General features: G+C 70.3%; 15 protein-coding genes. 11 read left to right on the forward strand and 4 right to left on the reverse strand.

What is annotated here, in order from left to right; all coding sequences use genetic code 11:
* The first annotated feature begins 14 nt into the window (after nt 1-14).
* The 3 genes from LCH29_RS36050 (at nt 15) to LCH29_RS36060 (ending at nt 1379) form a co-directional block, all read left to right on the forward strand.
* Nucleotides 15-425, forward strand: a complete 411-nt coding sequence (locus tag LCH29_RS36050; protein WP_446465927.1) for a VOC family protein — start codon at nt 15-17, stop codon at nt 423-425.
* Between the two features lie 140 nt (nt 426-565).
* Nucleotides 566-751: a GMC oxidoreductase gene (locus tag LCH29_RS36055; protein WP_446465894.1), complete on the forward strand. Its 186-nt coding sequence runs from the start codon at nt 566-568 to the stop codon at nt 749-751.
* A 106-nt stretch (nt 752-857) separates the two neighbouring features.
* On the forward strand, nt 858-1379 hold the full coding sequence (locus LCH29_RS36060; protein ID WP_446465895.1) for a hypothetical protein: 522 nt from the start codon (nt 858-860) through the stop codon (nt 1377-1379).
* Nucleotides 1380-1398: 19 nt separating this feature from the next.
* Here LCH29_RS36060 and LCH29_RS36065 read toward each other — a convergent pair whose 3' ends face one another.
* Together LCH29_RS36065 and LCH29_RS36070 are read right to left on the reverse strand one after the other, a co-directional pair.
* On the reverse strand, nt 1399-3942 hold the full coding sequence (locus LCH29_RS36065; RefSeq protein ID WP_446465896.1) for an ATP-dependent Clp protease ATP-binding subunit: 2544 nt from the start codon (nt 3940-3942) through the stop codon (nt 1399-1401).
* Nucleotides 3943-4048: 106 nt separating this feature from the next.
* Nucleotides 4049-4237, reverse strand: a complete 189-nt coding sequence (locus LCH29_RS36070) for a hypothetical protein (RefSeq protein WP_446465897.1) — start codon at nt 4235-4237, stop codon at nt 4049-4051.
* A 53-nt stretch (nt 4238-4290) separates the two neighbouring features.
* Between LCH29_RS36070 and LCH29_RS36075 the strand changes: the two genes are divergently transcribed.
* Nucleotides 4291-6339, forward strand: coding sequence for a non-reducing end alpha-L-arabinofuranosidase family hydrolase (locus LCH29_RS36075; RefSeq protein WP_446465898.1), 2049 nt, complete (start codon nt 4291-4293; stop codon nt 6337-6339).
* A 48-nt stretch (nt 6340-6387) separates the two neighbouring features.
* On the opposite strand, the gene LCH29_RS36080 is transcribed toward LCH29_RS36075, so the two are convergent.
* Nucleotides 6388-7122: an IPT/TIG domain-containing protein gene (locus LCH29_RS36080; protein WP_446465899.1), complete on the reverse strand. Its 735-nt coding sequence runs from the start codon at nt 7120-7122 to the stop codon at nt 6388-6390.
* Nucleotides 7123-7527: 405 nt separating this feature from the next.
* On the opposite strand from LCH29_RS36080, the gene LCH29_RS36085 reads away from it, so the two are divergent.
* Entirely contained in the window at nt 7528-9165 is a 1638-nt protein-coding gene (locus LCH29_RS36085; protein ID WP_446465900.1) for an IPT/TIG domain-containing protein, read from the forward strand.
* Nucleotides 9166-9182: 17 nt separating this feature from the next.
* Here the strand turns inward: LCH29_RS36085 and LCH29_RS36090 are convergent, their stop codons facing one another.
* Nucleotides 9183-9602 carry a YjbQ family protein gene (locus LCH29_RS36090; protein WP_446465901.1) on the reverse strand — a complete coding sequence of 140 codons (420 nt, stop codon included), beginning with the start codon at nt 9600-9602 and terminating at the stop codon, nt 9183-9185.
* A gap of 100 nt (nt 9603-9702) precedes the next feature.
* Here LCH29_RS36090 and LCH29_RS36095 point away from each other — a divergent pair, with 100 nt between their 5' ends.
* The 6 genes from LCH29_RS36095 to LCH29_RS36120 all read left to right on the forward strand — a co-directional run bounded on the left by LCH29_RS36095 (nt 9703) and on the right by LCH29_RS36120 (nt 16764).
* Complete coding sequence (locus LCH29_RS36095; protein ID WP_446465928.1) at nt 9703-9786, forward strand: putative leader peptide; 84 nt, start codon at nt 9703-9705, stop codon at nt 9784-9786.
* A gap of 109 nt (nt 9787-9895) precedes the next feature.
* Nucleotides 9896-10708 (forward strand): ABC transporter permease, encoded by an 813-nt coding sequence (locus tag LCH29_RS36100; protein WP_123099588.1) that lies wholly within the window; start codon nt 9896-9898, stop codon nt 10706-10708.
* Nucleotides 10681-11469, forward strand: coding sequence for an ABC transporter ATP-binding protein (locus tag LCH29_RS36105; protein WP_446465902.1), 789 nt, complete (start codon nt 10681-10683; stop codon nt 11467-11469). Before LCH29_RS36100 ends, LCH29_RS36105 begins: the two co-directional genes overlap by 28 nt.
* Nucleotides 11470-11525: 56 nt before the next feature.
* Complete coding sequence (locus tag LCH29_RS36110; protein WP_446465903.1) at nt 11526-12563, forward strand: ABC transporter substrate-binding protein; 1038 nt, start codon at nt 11526-11528, stop codon at nt 12561-12563.
* Nucleotides 12563-13732 (forward strand): LLM class flavin-dependent oxidoreductase, encoded by a 1170-nt coding sequence (locus LCH29_RS36115; protein ID WP_446465904.1) that lies wholly within the window; start codon nt 12563-12565, stop codon nt 13730-13732. Before LCH29_RS36110 ends, LCH29_RS36115 begins: the two co-directional genes overlap by 1 nt.
* 110 nt (nt 13733-13842) lie before the next feature.
* Nucleotides 13843-16764: a SpoIIE family protein phosphatase gene (locus LCH29_RS36120; RefSeq protein WP_446465905.1), complete on the forward strand. Its 2922-nt coding sequence runs from the start codon at nt 13843-13845 to the stop codon at nt 16762-16764.
* Nucleotides 16765-16767 lie beyond the last annotated feature (3 nt).

The raw sequence follows: 16767 nt of genomic DNA on the forward strand, positions 1-16767 counted from the left end.
GAGGCATGAACACCATGGAAACCCCAGCGCGAACCCCCAGCATCTGGCCGACCCTCCAGGCCCATGACGCGCCCGCCCTGATCGACTTCCTCGTCGGCACGGTCGGCTTCCTGCGCACCGCCGTGTACGAGGACGGCAACCGGGTGGCGCACGCCCAGCTCGACTGGCCCGAGGGCGGCGGGATCATGCTCGGGTCGTACAAGCCGGACAGCGCGGAGTGGTGTCTGCGACCGGGCACCTTCGGTGCGTACGTCGTCACCGACCACGTCGACAGCCTCTATGAGCGGCTGAAGGCGGCAGGGGTGAAGGTCATCCGCGAGATCGAGGACCAGCCGTACGGCAGCCGCGAGTTCGCGATCGCCGACCCCGAGGGCAACAAGTGGTCCTTCGGCACCTACCGGGGCGAGCCGCGTCCGACGGGCTGACCCGGCCCGTGGCCACCGCGCCGCACCGCTCTACGACGGCGACGTCGGGGGCGGTTCCGGCACCTGGACACCACTCCGCTCGCCCATCTGCGCCGGGTGCGCCTCGCCCGCGCCCACCACGACCTGCTGAACACCACCCCGTGGGCAGCTGCGCGATGGGAGTGGGCCCGGACGCCGTGGTCGCGCCGGATCTGACCGTTCACGGCCTTCGGGGCCTGCGGGTGGTGGACGCGTCGGTCATGCCGACGATCGTCTCCGTCAACACGAACGCGGCGACGATCGCCATCGCGGAGAAGGCCGCCGACCTCATCCGCCAGGCGGCGTAAACCGGCCACCACTCCGGGGCCCGTTTTGCGGGCCCCGGAGTGACGGACCGATCCCGCACCGGCGCGCGCCCACGCGGAGCGCGGCCCGCTCGGCGACCCTGGGGGTGTGACACACCAGCCCCCCGCGCCTGATGCGCGGAGCCGACCGCCGACCGGTGCCGCGCACGTCGACTACAGCGGCGCGGTGTACGGCTCGCTGCTCGCCGCCTCCGTGGTGGCCGGTGTCGGCACGCTCGGCTCGTATCCACGGTTGGAACTCGTGCTGCTCCTGCTGTGTACGGGCGTGGTGTTCTGGGCCGCACACGTCTTCTCCCGCCTCTTCGGAGCCCGGATGGCGCAGGAGCCCGCGGGCCGGGAGGAAGTCCGCCGCGTGTGCGCCGACGAACGGCCCATCCTCGAGGCGGCCGTTCCCCCGGCCGTCGCCGTGGCGATCAGCCCGCTCTTCGGGCTGGGAGTCGAGGGCGCGGCATGGCTGGCGCTCGGTGTCGCGCTGGCGGGGCAGGTCGGCTGGGCGGCCCTGGCCGCCGTCCGCGCCGGCGCAGCACGCCCCCTGATCCTGATCGCCAGTGCGGCCAACCTGCTCCTCGGCATGGTCATCGTCATCTTCAAGGTCGCGCTCCAGCACTGACCCGACAGCCATGAGCGGCTCAGGGCTGCTGCGCGTCCGAGGGCGCGTCGGTGTGGAAGTCCAGGTGTCCGTCCGTGACCTCCACCCGGACCCGCTCGCCGGAGGCGAGGCCGCCGTCGAGGAGCATCCGGGACAGCCGGTTGTCGACCTCCCGCTGGATGGTGCGGCGCAGCGGCCGGGCTCCGTATTCGGGCTGGTGGCCGTGGCGCGCGAGCCAGTCGATGGCCTCCGGGGCGAACGCGACGGTGATGCCCTGGGCGTGCAGCCGACGGCGGGTCTCCTCCAGCATCACGTCGGTGATCCGGCGCAGCTGCTCGTCGTCAAGCTGCCGGAAGACGACGATCTCGTCGATGCGGTTGAGGAATTCGGGGCGGAAGTGCTCGCGCAGCGGGCGCAGGACGCGCTCGCGCCGGGCCTGCTCGCCGGTCTCGGCATCCGTGGTGCCGAAGCCGAGCGCGGCGCCGCCGATGGCCTCGGAGCCGAGGTTGCTCGTCATCACGATGACGGTGTTGCGGAAGTCGACCGTGCGGCCCTGGGCGTCGGTGAGGCGGCCGTCGTCGAGCACCTGGAGCAGGATGTTGAAGACATCGGGATGGGCCTTCTCGACCTCGTCCAGCAGCAGCAGTGAGTACGGGCGCCGGCGCACGGCCTCGGTGAGCTGTCCGGCCTCCTCGTGGCCGACGTACCCGGGCGGGGCGCCGACCAGGCGGCTGACGGTGTGCCGCTCCTGGTACTCGCTCATGTCGAGCCGCACCATCAGCTCTTCGCTGCCGAACAGCGCCTCGGCCAGGGCCCGCGCGAGTTCTGTCTTGCCGACACCGGTGGATCCGAGGAAGAGGAAGCTTCCGGTCGGGCGGCCGGGGTCGGCCAGGCCGGTACGGGAGCGCAGCACCGCCTCGGCGACGGCGCCGACGGCCTCGTCCTGCCCGATGACGCGCTTGCGCAGGTGTTCCTCCAGGCCGAGCAGCCGGTCCTTCTCCTCCTGGGTGAGGCTGCTGACCGGGATGCCGGTCTGCCGGGACACCACTTCGGCGATGTCCTCGGCGACGACCTCCAGGCTCTGCCCGTCGTCCGGCTCCGTGTCGTCGCCCGCCTCGATCCGGCCGTTCAGCTCGACGATGCGGTCGCGCAGTTCGGTGGCCCGCTCGTAGTCCTCCGCGGCCACCGCCTGGTCCTTGTCCCGGGTCAGCTGCTCGACCTCCCGCTCCACTGCCCGCACATCGGTGCCCTTGGTGCGTGCGCGCAAGCGCACGCGGGCACCGGCCTGGTCCATCAGGTCGATGGCCTTGTCGGGCAGGAACCGGTCGGTGAGGTAGCGGTCGGACAGCTCCACGGCGGCGCACAGCGCCTCGTCGGTGAAACGGACCTGGTGATGGGCCTCGTAGCGGTCGCACAGGCCCCGCAGGATTTCCACGGCGTCGGCGGCGGTGGGCTCGGGCACCAGGACGGGCTGGAAACGGCGGGCCAGTGCCGCGTCCTTCTCGATGTGGCGGCGGTACTCCTCCAGCGTGGTGGCACCGATGACATGGAGTTCGCCACGGGCCAGCGCGGGCTTGAGCATGTTGCTCGCGTCCATGGAGCCGCCCTCGCCGCCGCCCGTGCCCGCGCCGACGACGGTGTGCAGCTCGTCGATGAAGACGATCAGCTGCTCGGAGTGGTTGCGGATCTCCTCGATGATGCCGCTCAGCCGCTCCTCGAAGTCACCCCGGTAGCGGGTGCCCGCGACGACGGCGGAGAGGTCCAGGGCGACCACGCGGCGGCCGAGCAGGATGTCGGGGACATCGCCTTCGGTGACGCGCTGGGCGAGCCCCTCGACGATGGCCGTCTTCCCGACACCGGCATCGCCGATCAGCACGGGGTTGTTCTTGCCGCGGCGGGACAGCACCTCGACGGTCTGTTCGATCTCCTCTCCGCGGCCGATGACCGGATCGATGCGGCCCTCGCGGGCGAGTTCGGTCAGGTCGCGGCTGAACTTGTCCAGGGTGGGCGTGTCCTGCGCCCGGCCCCCGGGCTGCTGCCCGTTCGCGGTGACCGTCGGCTGCCCCGGTGCGGTCTGCGGCCCCTGCTGGGCCGCCGCGGGATCGAAGTGGAGGGTGTTGAGGATGCGGCCGGCGGCGGAGTCGGGGTTGGCGGCGAGCGCCCCGAGGACGTGCTCGGGCCCGATGTAGGAGGCGCCGGTGGCCCGGGCCAGGTCGTGGGCGTCCAGCAGGGCGCGCTTGACCGCGGGGGTGACGGTCAGCCGGTTCTGGGGCGGTCCGTCGCCGCTCGTACGGTCGATCTGGGCGGCCAGCGCGTCGGTGTCGGCCCCCGCCCCCGCCAGCAGCCCCCGGGTCGGCTCGGCGGTGAGCGCCGCGCGCAGCAGGTGCTTGGTGTCCAGGTCGGTGCTGCCGTGCTCGGCGGCGTAGGAGACGGCGTCGGCGACCAGTTGCCGGGCGGGGTCGCTCATCAGACGTCCGATGTCGATCTGCCGGGGACCGCGCGGCCCGCCGCCGAGGAATCGCGCCAGGTATTCCTCGAGCGGGTCCGGCCCGAAGCCTCCCGGACCCATGAAACCGCTGTTCATAGCCTTCCGTTCCGCGATTCCGGCCGAGCACGTACGAGCCGGGCCGGGCCCGCTGTTCTGGTAGGCGTCATGCTTGCCGGGCGCGGGTGCCCGGGATCGGCGCGGCTTACACGTGGTGCGGCAGGCCCGGCACGCGGCCGCCCGTGGCCCGGTCGAACGGGCGGGCCACGCGGTGCGGCTCGTCGTGGTCCCGCGACAGGGCGGGCGGGGCCACCGCGTCGGGGCCGTCACGGGCCGGTGCCGGGCAACTCCTCCCGCCAATATGTGAGAGCGCTTCCCTCTTGGTCGTGTTCATGCCAGCATTCATGGGAGCGCTCCCATAGCGCTCCCGCATCCCCAAGGAGAGACATGGCTCTCACACCACGACGCGGCCGAACCCGAGCCTCGCTGCTCGGGTTACTGGCCGCCACCGTCATGACGACGGCCGGACTGGCCGGAACCGCGGGTGCCGCGACAAGCCCCGCTCAGGCCCAGACGGCGACCGGCTCCGCCAAGGCCTCCACCCTGGGTGCTCAAGCGGCCCAGTCCGGGCGGTACTTCGGGGCCGCGGTGGCCGCGGGCAAGCTCGGGGACACCACGTACGCGGGCATCCTGAACCGTGAGTTCAACATGGTCACCCCGGAGAACGAGATGAAGTGGGACACCATCGAGCGGTCCCGCGGCTCGTTCAACTTCGCCCCGGCCGACCAGATCGCGAACCACGCCACCTCACGCGGACAGCGCTTACGCGGACACACCCTGGTCTGGCACTCGCAACTCCCCAGCTGGGTCAGCTCCATCGGCGACGCCACCACCCTGCGCAGCGTGATGAAGAACCACATCACCACCACGATGGCCCACTACAAGGGCAAGATCTACGCCTGGGACGTGGTGAACGAGGCGTTCGCCGACGGTGGCGGCGGCCAGCACCGTCCCTCGGTGTTCCAGAACCTGCTGGGCGACGGCTTCATCGAGGAGGCCTTCCGCGCCGCCCGGTCGGCCGATCCGGCGGCCAAGCTCTGCTACAACGACTACAACATCGAGGACTGGAGCGCCGCGAAGACCCAGGGCGTCTACCGCATGGTGCGCGACTTCAAGGCGCGCGGGGTGCCCATCGACTGCGTCGGCCTCCAGGCCCACTTCGGCACCGGCGGCCCGCCCGCCAGCTTCCAGACCACGCTGTCCAGCTTCGCCGCCCTCGGCGTGGACGTGCAGATCACCGAGCTGGACATCGCGCAGGCGCCGACGGCCGCGTACACGAACACCGTCAGGGCCTGCATGAACGTCCCCCGCTGTACCGGCATCACCGTCTGGGGCATCCGGGACAGCGACTCCTGGCGCGCCGGGGAGAAGCCGCTGCTCTTCGACAACAACGGCAACAAGAAAGCGGCCTACAACGCCACGCTGACCGCCCTGGGCGGCACGCCCGCGGCTACCAAGGCCGCAACGTCACCGACCGCCTCCCTGCCCTCCAGCTTCAAGTGGAACTCCAGCGGAATCCTGATGTCCCCGAAGCCGGACGCCACCCACAACATCGCCGGGCTCAAGGACCCGACGGTGGTCTACCACAACGGCAAGTGGCACGTCTTCGCCAGCGTCGCCAGCGCCTCCGGCTACAACCTGGTGTACCTGAGCTTCACCGACTGGTCCCAGGCGGCCTCGGCCACCCATCACTACCTGGACCGAACCGCCATCGGCACCGGCTACCGGGCCGCGCCGCAGGTGTTCTACTTCGCGCCGCAGAAGAAGTGGTACCTGGTGTACCAGACCGGGAACGCCTCGTACTCGACCAACAGCGACATCAGCAATCCGAACGGCTGGAGCGCACCGAAAAACTTCTACTCCGCCATGCCGGACATCATCAAGCAGAACATCGGCAACGGCTACTGGGTGGACATGTGGGTGATCTGTGACAGCGCCAACTGCTACCTGTTCTCCTCCGACGACAACGGACACCTGTACCGCTCGCAGACGACCCTGGCCCAGTTCCCGAACGGATTCACCAACACCGTCATCGCGGCTCAGGACTCCAACAAATACGCCCTGTTCGAAGCGAGCAACATCTACAAGGTGCAGGGCAGCAACCAGTATCTGCTGATCGTCGAGGCGATCGGAACGGACGGGAAACGCTACTTCCGGTCCTGGACCTCCGGCAGCATCGCGGGCTCCTGGACACCGCTGGCCGCCTCCGAGGCCAACCCCTTCGCCCGGGCCAACAACACCGCCTTCCCCGCGGGCGCCTGGACCAAGGACATCAGCCACGGCGAACTGATCCGCGCCGGAAACGACCAGACCCTCACCATCAACCCGTGCCAGCTCCAGTACCTCTACCAGGGCATGAACCCGAACGCCGGCGGCGACTACAACACCCTGCCGTGGCGCCTCGGCCTCCTCACCCAGACCAACTCCGCCTGCTGACCGCGGTCCCGGCCGGCTCGGCGAGCCGGCCGGGGGCAGAGGGCGGGTTCAGCCGGGGCTGACGGTGTAGGTGAAGGACTGGGACGAGTCGCTGCCGCCCGCGCTGGTGAGGGTGACGGTGACGGTGCCCGTGCCGCCCGGGGAGTAGGCGATGATGGTGCTGTCGTCGATGATGTTGAAGGACGTCGAGTCGGGCCCGTACGAGATGTCCGTGACGTCACTGAGGTTGGTGCCGATGATGGTGGAGGCCGTACCCCCGTAGTCCGGTCCGGTCGTCGGGTCCATGCTGGTCACCGTGGGATCGCCGACGTAGGTGTAGGTGAACCCGTTGGTGGTGCCGCCCACGGTGGTGACACTGACCCCGACGGTCTGGGGAGTGGTCACGGTCGGCACCGTGACGTTCAGCGTGGTGTCGTTCACGACCGTGGGGACCGCGGTGTTGGAGCCGAAGGCCATCGACGTGGCGGTGTACAGGTTCGCACCGGTGAGGGTCGTGGTGCCGCCGCTGAGCGGCCCCATGGTGTTACTGAGACTGAACTTGTGCGGGGCCGGGATGTAGTAGTACCAGACCGGAGCCGATGAACCGCCCGGCGTGGTCACGACGACCTGGACGGCGGAGCTGTTCGAGGGTGCGACAGCGGTGATCTGGGTGGGGCTGTCGACCACGAAACTGGCCGATTTGATGCCGAACTTCACGCTGGTGGCGCCCGTGAAGCCGGTTCCGGTGATGACGACCTGGTTCCCGCCGGAGGTGGGTCCCTGGTTCGGATTGAGAGTGGGCACGATGCCTTCTCCTCGCCTTGAGTGATTTCTTCTCCGGGAAGGGGCGCCCCCCGCATGCAGGAGTGCGGTTGGGCCTATGGGCATCGGCACGACGCGCGTGACTGATTTCCTGACAGGGCATTCCCTTGCACAAAAATTGGATCAGGCGCTCCACGAAAGAGGGAGGGCGCACATGAGGCACTCACCGTTTATGCGATGATGTGAATTGGCGTTCCCATTCCGAATGCGCGCCGGAGTGCCCCCGGTTGACCTCTTGTGCTGTTTCGCCGGATCCCGGCCGATGGGATGCTCCATGGAGAACAGTGAATCGACTCCTGAACCTGGGGCGCCCGGTGACGAATCCCAGGGGCCTGGCACCATCGCTCTGACTCGTCGAATTCGGGAGTTCGGTCGAGAGGAGCCCGCATGGCCACCGCGTCCGCCCCGGACACCATTCCCGTGGGTTCGGCACCCCACTCCCTCGCCATACGGCCCGACGGGTCGCGCGCCTATGTGAGCAACTCCGGTACCGGCACGTTAAGCGTGATCGACACGACCGCCAGCGTCGTCACCGCCACCGTCGGCGTGGGTACCGGTCCGTGGGCCGTGACGGTCACCCCCGACGGCCAGTTCGTCTGCGTCACCGAGCCGGGCTCGGGAACGGTCGGCTTCGTCAGTACCGCCACCCACGCGCTCATCGGCACCATCAGTGGCCTGACCGTGCCGCGAGGGCTGGCCGTCACGCCCGACGGGACCCGCCTGTACGTCGCCAACTCCGGTGCCAACACGGTGAGCGTCATCAGTACGGCCACCAGAGCCATCACCGGCACGGTCACCGTGGGGAACAGCCCGGAGACCATCGCGATCCGTCCGGACGGCCTGCGCGCGTACGTCTCCCATCCCGCCGCCGGTACCGTAAGCGTGATCAACACGCTCAACAACACCGTCACGGCCACCGTGACGGGGTTCCACGTGCCTCTGGGCGTGGCTGTCGCCCCCGACGGGGCCCGACTGTACGTCGCCAACTCCGGTGGCAATACGGTGAGCATCGTCAGCACGACCGACAACTCCGTCATCGGCACCATCACCGTCGCGTCCAGCCCTGCCTATCTGGCCGTCTCCCCGGACGGGACCCTCCTCTACGCCACCAACACCGACTCGGGCTCACTGACGGTGATCAACGCGAGCAGCAACACGGTCACCCACACGCTCTCGGGGTTCGCCACGCCCCACGAGGTGACGACCACCCCGGACGGCGGCTACCTCTACGCCGCCAACTACGGCGATGACACGGTGGGCGTCCTGAGAAGGCCGGCCGCCATCACGCCCGACCAGGGCCCGCCGAGCGGCGGCACGATGGTGACCATCACCGGCCGGGGCTTTCTCGGTACGACCAGCGTCCTCTTCGGTCAGCGGCCGGCCAAGAGTTTCACCGTGGTGAGCGACACCGTGCTGACCGCCGTCACACCTTCCCTCAGCCGCACCGGCGCCAAGGCCGCACCGGTCACCGTGACCGCCAGTGGCGGAACGGCGATCATCGGCCACTACTACTACCAGCTGCTCCCCATCATCGATGAAATCTCGTTGTCTTCCGGACCGATGACCGGCGGGAACGTCCTCACTCTCACCGGCAGGCGGCTCACCGGCGTCACGTACGTGCGGTTCGGCACCCTCATGGCCCCGGCCACCGTCCTGTCGGACACCCGGCTCACCGTCACCGTCCCGCCATCGGCCCTCGCCCGCAGCGTCCCCGTCTACGTCACCAGCAAGGGAGGCGTCTCCAACAGCCTCTCCTACACCTACGTCAGCACCGCCGCGATCACCAGCATCAGCCCGGTCTCGGGACCGGCGGCCGGGAGCCGTATCGTCAACATCAACGGCACCTCGTTGTCCCAGGTCAACAGCGTGACCTTCGGGGGCGTCCCGGCCCTCTCGTTCAAGGTCATGTCCCCCATCAAGGTCCAATCCATCACGCCGCCGCACGCACCCGGCCCCGTGGCCGTCGTCGTGACCACCTCCACCGGCGCCACCGCCACCTCTCCCCAGTCGTACACCTACATCTGAGGACGGCCGACCCGGTTTCAGCCCAGGAAGCTCAGCCGGACCTTGCGGCGCGGATTGTCCCGGTTGGTGTCGACCAGGCACACCGACTGCCACGTGCCGAGCGCCAGACTGCCGCCGACGACCGGGAGGGTGGCGTGGGGCGGGACGATGGCCGGGAGGACGTGGTCGCGGCCGTGGCCCGGGGAGCCGTGGCGGTGGCGCCAGCGGTCGTCGGCGGGGAGGAGGTCGCGGAGGGCGGCGAGGAGGTCGGTGTCGCTGCCCGCGCCCGTCTCCAGAATCGCGATACCGGCGGTCGCGTGCGGGACGAACACATTGAGCAGGCCGTCGGCGCCCTGCGCCACCTCGCGCAGATACGCCTCGCAGTCGGCGGTGAGGTCGGCGACGGTCTCGGTGGTGCCGGTGGTGATGTCGAGCGTGTGGGTGCGGAAAGTAGCCATGACTCCATCCTCGTACGTGCTCCGTTAAAACTCCCGCAACAAAGGTCCGAGGGGCAAGACGGCGTTGACCCCGGTCGGACGCGCTGGCTAGCTTCGGGGCATGTCTACGTCAGCCCTGCTCACCACGCGCGGTCACATCGACCTGCTGCGGGTGGCGTCCGCCGTGTGTCCCGGCGCCTGCTGACCTTTCTCTCCCCTCCCCTCCTTCCCGTTTTCGTCGTACCGCGCTGACCGTCCCCTGCTGACCGTCGTGCCGTGCGGGCGCCGAGGCGTACCCCTTTTCTGGAGTCCCCGTGTCCCCGGTTCTTCTCGAACCGGTCGTGCCCCTGTCCGCGCGCCGTCGCTCCGTACCCCGCTGGCTGCGCCGCACGACCGGTCCCCTCTTTCTGCTGCTGCTCTGGCAGGTGTGCAGTGCGACGGGCGTGCTGCCCTCCGACATGCTCGCCTCGCCCGGCACCATCGCCGGTACCGCCTCCGGCATGGTCCAGGACGGCACACTGCCGCACGCCATGCTGGTGTCGGTGCAGCGGGTGCTGAACGGGCTGGTGATCGGCGGGATCGTCGGGGTTGCCCTGGCGCTGATCTCCGGGCTGTCGCGGCTCGGCGAGGACCTGGTCGACGCGAGCGTGCAGATGTTCCGCACCATCCCGTGGGTCGGGATGATCCCGCTGTTCATCATCTGGATGGGCATCGGCGAGGCCCCCAAGATCGCGCTGATCGCGCTCGGTGTCACCTTCCATCTCTATCTGAACGTGTACGCGGGCATCCGCGGTGTGGACGCACAGCTCATCGAGGCCGGGAACTCGCTCGGGCTCGGGCGCTGGGCACTGATCCGCCATGTGGTGCTGCCGGGCGCGCTGCCCGGGGCCATGACCGGCCTGCGGTATTCGCTGGCCACCGCCTGGCTGGCGCTGGTCTTCGGCGAGACGATCAACGCGGACGACGGGATCGGCTTCCTGCTCAACCGTGCGCGTGAGTTCTTCCAGACCGATGTGATCGTGGTCTGCCTGATCGTCTACGCCGCCCTCGGCCTGCTCGCCGATTTCATCGTCCGCACTCTGGAGAGGCTGCTGCTGCAATGGCGACCGACCTTCACCGGCAAGTGAACCTCCTCGCGAAGGACACCAGGAAGGAAACGAGGGACGACGCGGCGGTACGGGTCGACTCGCTCACTCGGTCCTTCGACGGCCGCGCCGTCATCGACAATCTCGAACTGACCGTTCCCCGAGGCGAGTTCGTGGCACTGCTCGGCCGCAGCGGCTGCGGCAAGTCGACGCTGCTGCGCGTACTGGCCGGGCTCGACCGGGACATCACCGGCGAGGTGCTGGTCCCGCGGCGCAAGGCCGTCGCCTTCCAGGCGCCGCGGCTGATGCCGTGGAAGAAGGTGTGGCGCAATGTGCTGCTCGGCCTTCCCGGCCGCCCCGGGCGGGAGGTCGCCGAGAAGGCGCTGGAGGAGGTCGGGCTCGGCCACCGCACCGACGCCTGGCCCAAGACGCTGTCCGGTGGCGAGGCACAGCGCGCCTCGCTCGCCCGGGCGCTGGTGCGCGAACCCGATCTGCTGCTGCTCGACGAGCCGTTCGGCGCGCTGGACGCGCTCACCCGGATCACCGCGCAGCGGCTGGTCGCCGAGTTGTGGCAGCGGCGCGGCTGCGCGGTGCTGCTGGTGACGCACGACGTCGAGGAGGCGCTGCTGCTCGCCGACCGCGTGCTGGTGATGTACGGCGGTGTCATCGCGCATGAGGTCCGGGTGGACCGTGATCGCCCTCGCGACATCGCCGACCCCTCCATCGCGGATCTGCGCGCCCAACTGCTGGACCGGCTGGGTGTGGAGGCACCCGAAGCCGCCGAGGTCGAGAAGGTCGCGTAGCCACATCTCGCCCCCGCCCCCTCTTGTACGACCCTCACGAACGGAATCCCGCTGCCATGAGACGGCGACTCGCCCCTGCCCTGCTCATCTCTTTCGCTTTGCCGCTGTCCGCATGCGTCAGCTCGAACGCGAACAACGCCTCGTCCGGCTCTGCCGGCAACGTCGACGGCAAGGGCGATGTGACCCTGAACGTCGGCGACCAGAAGGGCAACGACGAGGCGGTGCTGCGTGCCGCCGGTGAGCTGAAGAACCTTCCCTACAAGATCAAGTGGTCGACGTTCACCTCCGGCCCCCCGATCCTGGAGGCCGTGAGCGCCAAGGCCGTGGACATCGGCGGCGTCGGCAACACCCCGCCCGTCGTCGCCGCGGCAGCCAAGTCCAAGATCAAGGTCGTGGGCGCCAAGCACGGTACGGCCGACGGCGAGGCGATCGTGGTGAAGAAGGGCTCGCCGCTCAAGAAGACCGCCGACCTCAAGGGCAAGAGGGTCGCGGTCGCTCAGGGCAGCTCGGCCCACTTCCAGCTCGTCGCCTCGCTCCGGAAGGCCGGGCTCTCGATCAAGGACGTCAAGGTCAGCTTCCTCCAGCCCGCCGACGCGCTGGCGGCCTTCAAGGGCGGCAAGGTGGACGCCTGGGCCATCTGGGACCCGTACACCGCACAGGCCGAGCACCAGGCGGACGCGCGGATCCTCACCACGGGCAAGGGGGTGACCAACGGCCTCAACTTCCAGGTCGCCAACCCGTCCTCGCTCGACGACAAGAAGAAGACGAAGGTCATCAAGGACTACCTGGAGCGGCTGCGCCGGGCCCAGAACTGGGTCTACAAGCACCCCGAGGCGTGGGCCAAGGTCTGGGGCAAGGAGACCGGGCTCCCGTACGACGTGGCGTTGGAATCCGTGAAGCGCACCAACGGCACCCGGGTGTACACCGCCGTCGACAAGCCCGCCATCGCCTCCGAGCAGGAGATCGCGGACACCTTCGCCGAGCTGAAGCTCACCCCGCGCCGCTTCACCTTCTCCGACTACGTGGACACCCGCTTCAACGGCGGGCTGCCGCCGTCCAGCACCGCGCCCCGCACCTTCGGGAAGGGCTCCTGATGTCCGTCCGCCTGCACTGGTTCCTGCCGACGGGCGGCGACGGGCGCACCCTGGTCGACCGGCACGCCTACAGCGGCGGTGACCGCTCGGGCGTCACCCCGGTCAGCGGCGTCCGGACGCCCGACATCGACTACCTCGCGCAGATCGCCAAGGCCGCCGAGCACCTGGGGTTCGAGGCGGTGCTGACCCCGGCCGGCACATGGTGCGAGGACGCGTGGCTGACGACGGCGGCGCTCGCCCAGCACACCGAACGGCTGAAGTTCCTGGTGGCCTTCCGGCCGGGGCTGATCTCACCGGTGCTGGCCGCGCAGATGGCCGCGACGTACCAGCGGGTCACCCGCGGGCGGCTGCTGCTCAACATCGTCACCGGCGGTGACTCCACCGAGCAGCGGCGCTTCGGCGACCATCTCGACCACGACCAGCGGTACGCCCGCACGGCGGAGTTCCTGGAGGTCGTACGGGGTGTGTGGGGCGGCAAGCCCTACGACTTCGACGGCGAGCACTACCAGGTCGCGGGCGGGCTGACCGCGGTGCCGCCCGACCCGCTGCCGCAGATCTTCTTCGGCGGCTCCTCCGCGGCCGCCGGGCCGGTCGCCGCCCGGCACACGGACGTCTATCTGACCTGGGGCGAACCGCCCGCCCAGGTCAAGGAGAAGATCGACTGGATCCGGGGTCTGGCGGAGCGGGAGGGCCGGGAGGTCCGTTTCGGCATCCGGCTGCACACCATCGCCCGCGACTCCTCGCGCGAGGCATGGGCGGTCGCCGACCGGCTGCTGGACGACCTCGACCCGGAGGCGATCGCCGGGGCCCAACAGGCGCTGGGGCGCAGCGAGTCCGTGGGGCAGCATCGGATGCTGGCGCTGCACGGCGGCTCGCGCGACCAGCTGGAGATCTCGCCCAACCTGTGGGCGGGGGTCGGTCTGGTGCGCGGCGGGGCCGGGACGGCGCTGGTCGGCAGCCACGCGGAGATCGCCGACCGGATCGAGGAGTACCACGCGCTGGGCATCGAGCACTTCGTGCTGTCGGGCTATCCGCACCTGGAGGAGGCGTACTGGTTCGGCGAGGGCGTGACGCCGGAGCTGGCAGGTCGCGGCCTGCTGGCGGACGCGCCCGGGAACGGCCGCCCGGCCCCGGGCGGCGCGCCGCTGCTGGTCGCCGGGGGCCGTTGACAAGGGCCTCCTCGCCAGGTCTCGGACGCGAGTATTTTGAATAGTGATGTTCCGGGGCATACCCGGCGGCTCGCCCCGGTTCCGTGTGCGCTCACGGCGGGAGGTGGGCCATGGCCGAGCAGGACGCCCTGGACCAGGCCGGTGCCACCCGGCTGCGCACGATCATCACGGCGGGCGATGAGCTGGGCGACGCCGAGCTGCTGGGCTTCGCGCTGGACCACGCGGTCACGGAATCGGGCGGGCTGGGCGGCATGGTGCATCTGCGGGGCCCGATCAGCCCGGGGCTGCTGCTGATGGCGGCGCACGGGCTCGCGCGTACGGTCGCCCGGCACTGGGAGAAGATCGAGGAGTCCGGCGTCGGCGCCCCGGCCCGCGCGGTGGCCGGCGGGGTACCGGTATGGGCGCCCGCCCGTACCGGCGACGCTCGCGGCCCGGCGCTGCCCGCAGGCTGCGGGCTGCTGGCGGTTCCGCTGGTCACCCCGGGCGGGGTGGCGGGCGTGCTGTCCGTGCTGATGGACCGCGCGCAGGAGCCCACGCGGCGGCAGCGGGAGTCGGTCGAGACGCTCGCCGCGTGGGCCGCGCAGCGGCTGCGGGAACACTCGTCGGCCCCCTGGCCGACCGAAGCCTCCCCGGACCGGGAGGACCGGGACCGGGACGACGCGGGCTGGGATGGCCACGTGCGGCAGGAGCCGCCCGCCACCCGTCTGCGGCACGCGCTCAAAGCGCTCAGGGTGGGGTCCTGGGAGTGGAACCTGGCCACCGGAGAGCTGGTGTGGGACGAGCCGACCCTGGCCCTCTTCGGCATGGACCCGGGCACCCCGAAGCAGTCGTTCGAGAACTGGACCAGCCGGGTCCACCCCGATGATCTGCCCTGGGTGCTGGTCGAGGCCGAGCAGGCGATCCGCCACCGCCGGGTCTTCAGCGTGGAGTACCGGATCTGCCGACCCGACGGGACCACGAGCTGGGCCAGCGCCCGGGGGCGGGTCCTGCTCGGGCAGGACGGTCAGCCCGCCGGCATGGTCGGCACGGTATATGACACCACCGAGAGCCGCATCGCCCGCGATGCGGTGAACCGTGCGCTGCGCCATATGAGCGACGCGTTCCTCGCGGTCGACAGCGAGTGGCGGATCACCTTCGTCAACGTCGAGGCGGAACGGCTGCTCGGCACCCCCCGGACGCTGCACGGCCGGACGCTGTGGGACGCCTTCGCCCGGCTCGGCGTCGACGCCGCGGAACCGGGCCTGGAGGCACACTGCCGACAGGCCGCCGACAGCGGCGCACCCGTCGAATGCGAGGTGCGGTGGCCCGCCAACGAGCGCTGGTACCACATGCGGCTGGTCCCGGTGCCTGAGGGTCTGACGGTCTACGCCACCGATGTCACCGAGCGCCGGTCACGCGAGGAGGAGCGCGCCGCGGCGGAACGCGCGGCGGCCGAGCGCACCGCCCGGATCACCGATCTCACCAACGCCCTCGCGGAGGCCCTGACCATGCGGGACGTGGTACAGGCCATCGCCGAGCGGGTGCTGCGGCCGTTCGGCGCCTCCGGCCTCGTCGTCCAGCTCATCGAGGGGAAGGTGATACGGGTCGCCGGCGCCGTCGGATATCCGCGGGCCTTCCTCGACTCCATCGACGGGTCCCCGGTCGGCGACGTCTCCCCGATCGCGGAGGTGTACTACAGCAGGACACCGGCCTTCGTCGGCTCGGTGGAGGAGTACATCGCGCGCTATCCGGCGATGGCCTGGCGTCCGGGCGCGGCCGACAAGGCCGCCTGGGCCTTTCTGCCGCTGACCGTCTCCGGCCGTTGCGTCGGCTGCTCGGTCATCTCCTTCACCGAGCCGCGCCACCTCGACGGCGAGGAGCGGGCCCTCCTCACCGCCCTCAGCGGGCTCATGGCGCACGCCATCGAGCGAGCCAGGCTGTACGACACGGAGCACAACCGGGCCAAGGAGCTCCAGCGGGGACTCCTGCCGCGGACCCTGCCGTCGCTGCGCACGGTCACCACCGCCGCGCGCTATCTGCCCGCCAGCGAGGGCATCGACGTCGGCGGCGACTGGTACGACGTGATCCCGCTGTCCGGCGCCCGGGTGGCTCTGGTGATCGGTGATGTGATGGGGCACGGCCTGTCCGAGGCCGCCACCATGGGGCGGCTGCGCACCGCCGTGCGCACGCTCGCGGATCTGGACTTCCCGCCCGCCGAACTTCTCACCCGCCTCAACGACCTGGTAAACGACCTCGGGGACGACTCCTACGCCACGTGTCTGTACGCGGTGTACGACCCCGTCAGCACCACCTGCTCCTTCGCCCGCGCCGGGCATCCTCCACCGGGGATCGTCCTCCCCGGGGGCGCCGTCCAGTTCCCCGGCCACTCCCCCGACCCTCCGCTGGGCGCGGCCAGGCCGCCGTTCGAGACGGTCGAGATCTCCCTCCCCGAGGGCAGTCTGCTGGTGCTGTACACCGACGGCCTCATCGAATCGCCCACCCGGGACATCGACCGCGGCATGAGGCACCTGGCGAACGCGCTGTCCGGCGCGATCACGGTCCGGGGCGGGAGGGAACCCCTGGAGCGGCTGTGCGACGACGTCCTGGCGGAGCTGCTGCCCGAGAAGGAGCTCACGCAGGACGACGCCGCGCTGCTGATCGCCCGTACCCATGCGACAACCCCCGACGACATCGCCGCCTGGCCGCTGTCCGACGGGCCGATCGCCGCGAGCGAGGCACGCGACCATGTCCGCGACCAGTTGGCCCGCTGGGACCTCGACCCGCTCATCATGACCGCGGAGCTCCTGGTCAGCGAGCTGGTCGGGAACGCCGTCCGGCACGCCAAAAGCCCCGTCGGGCTGCGTCTGCTGCGCGGCGAGTCGCTGATCTGCGAGGTTTCCGACGGCAGTTTGACCACGCCCCGCATCCGCCATGCCGCGGAGACGGACGAGGGCGGGCGCGGGTTGCAGCTGGTGGCCGCACTCTCCCAGCGCTGGGGCACGCGCTACACGGCCACCGGAAAGTGCATCTGGACCGAGCAGCAGATGCCCTGACTG

This window comes from Streptomyces sp. BRA346 (assembly GCF_052851135.1).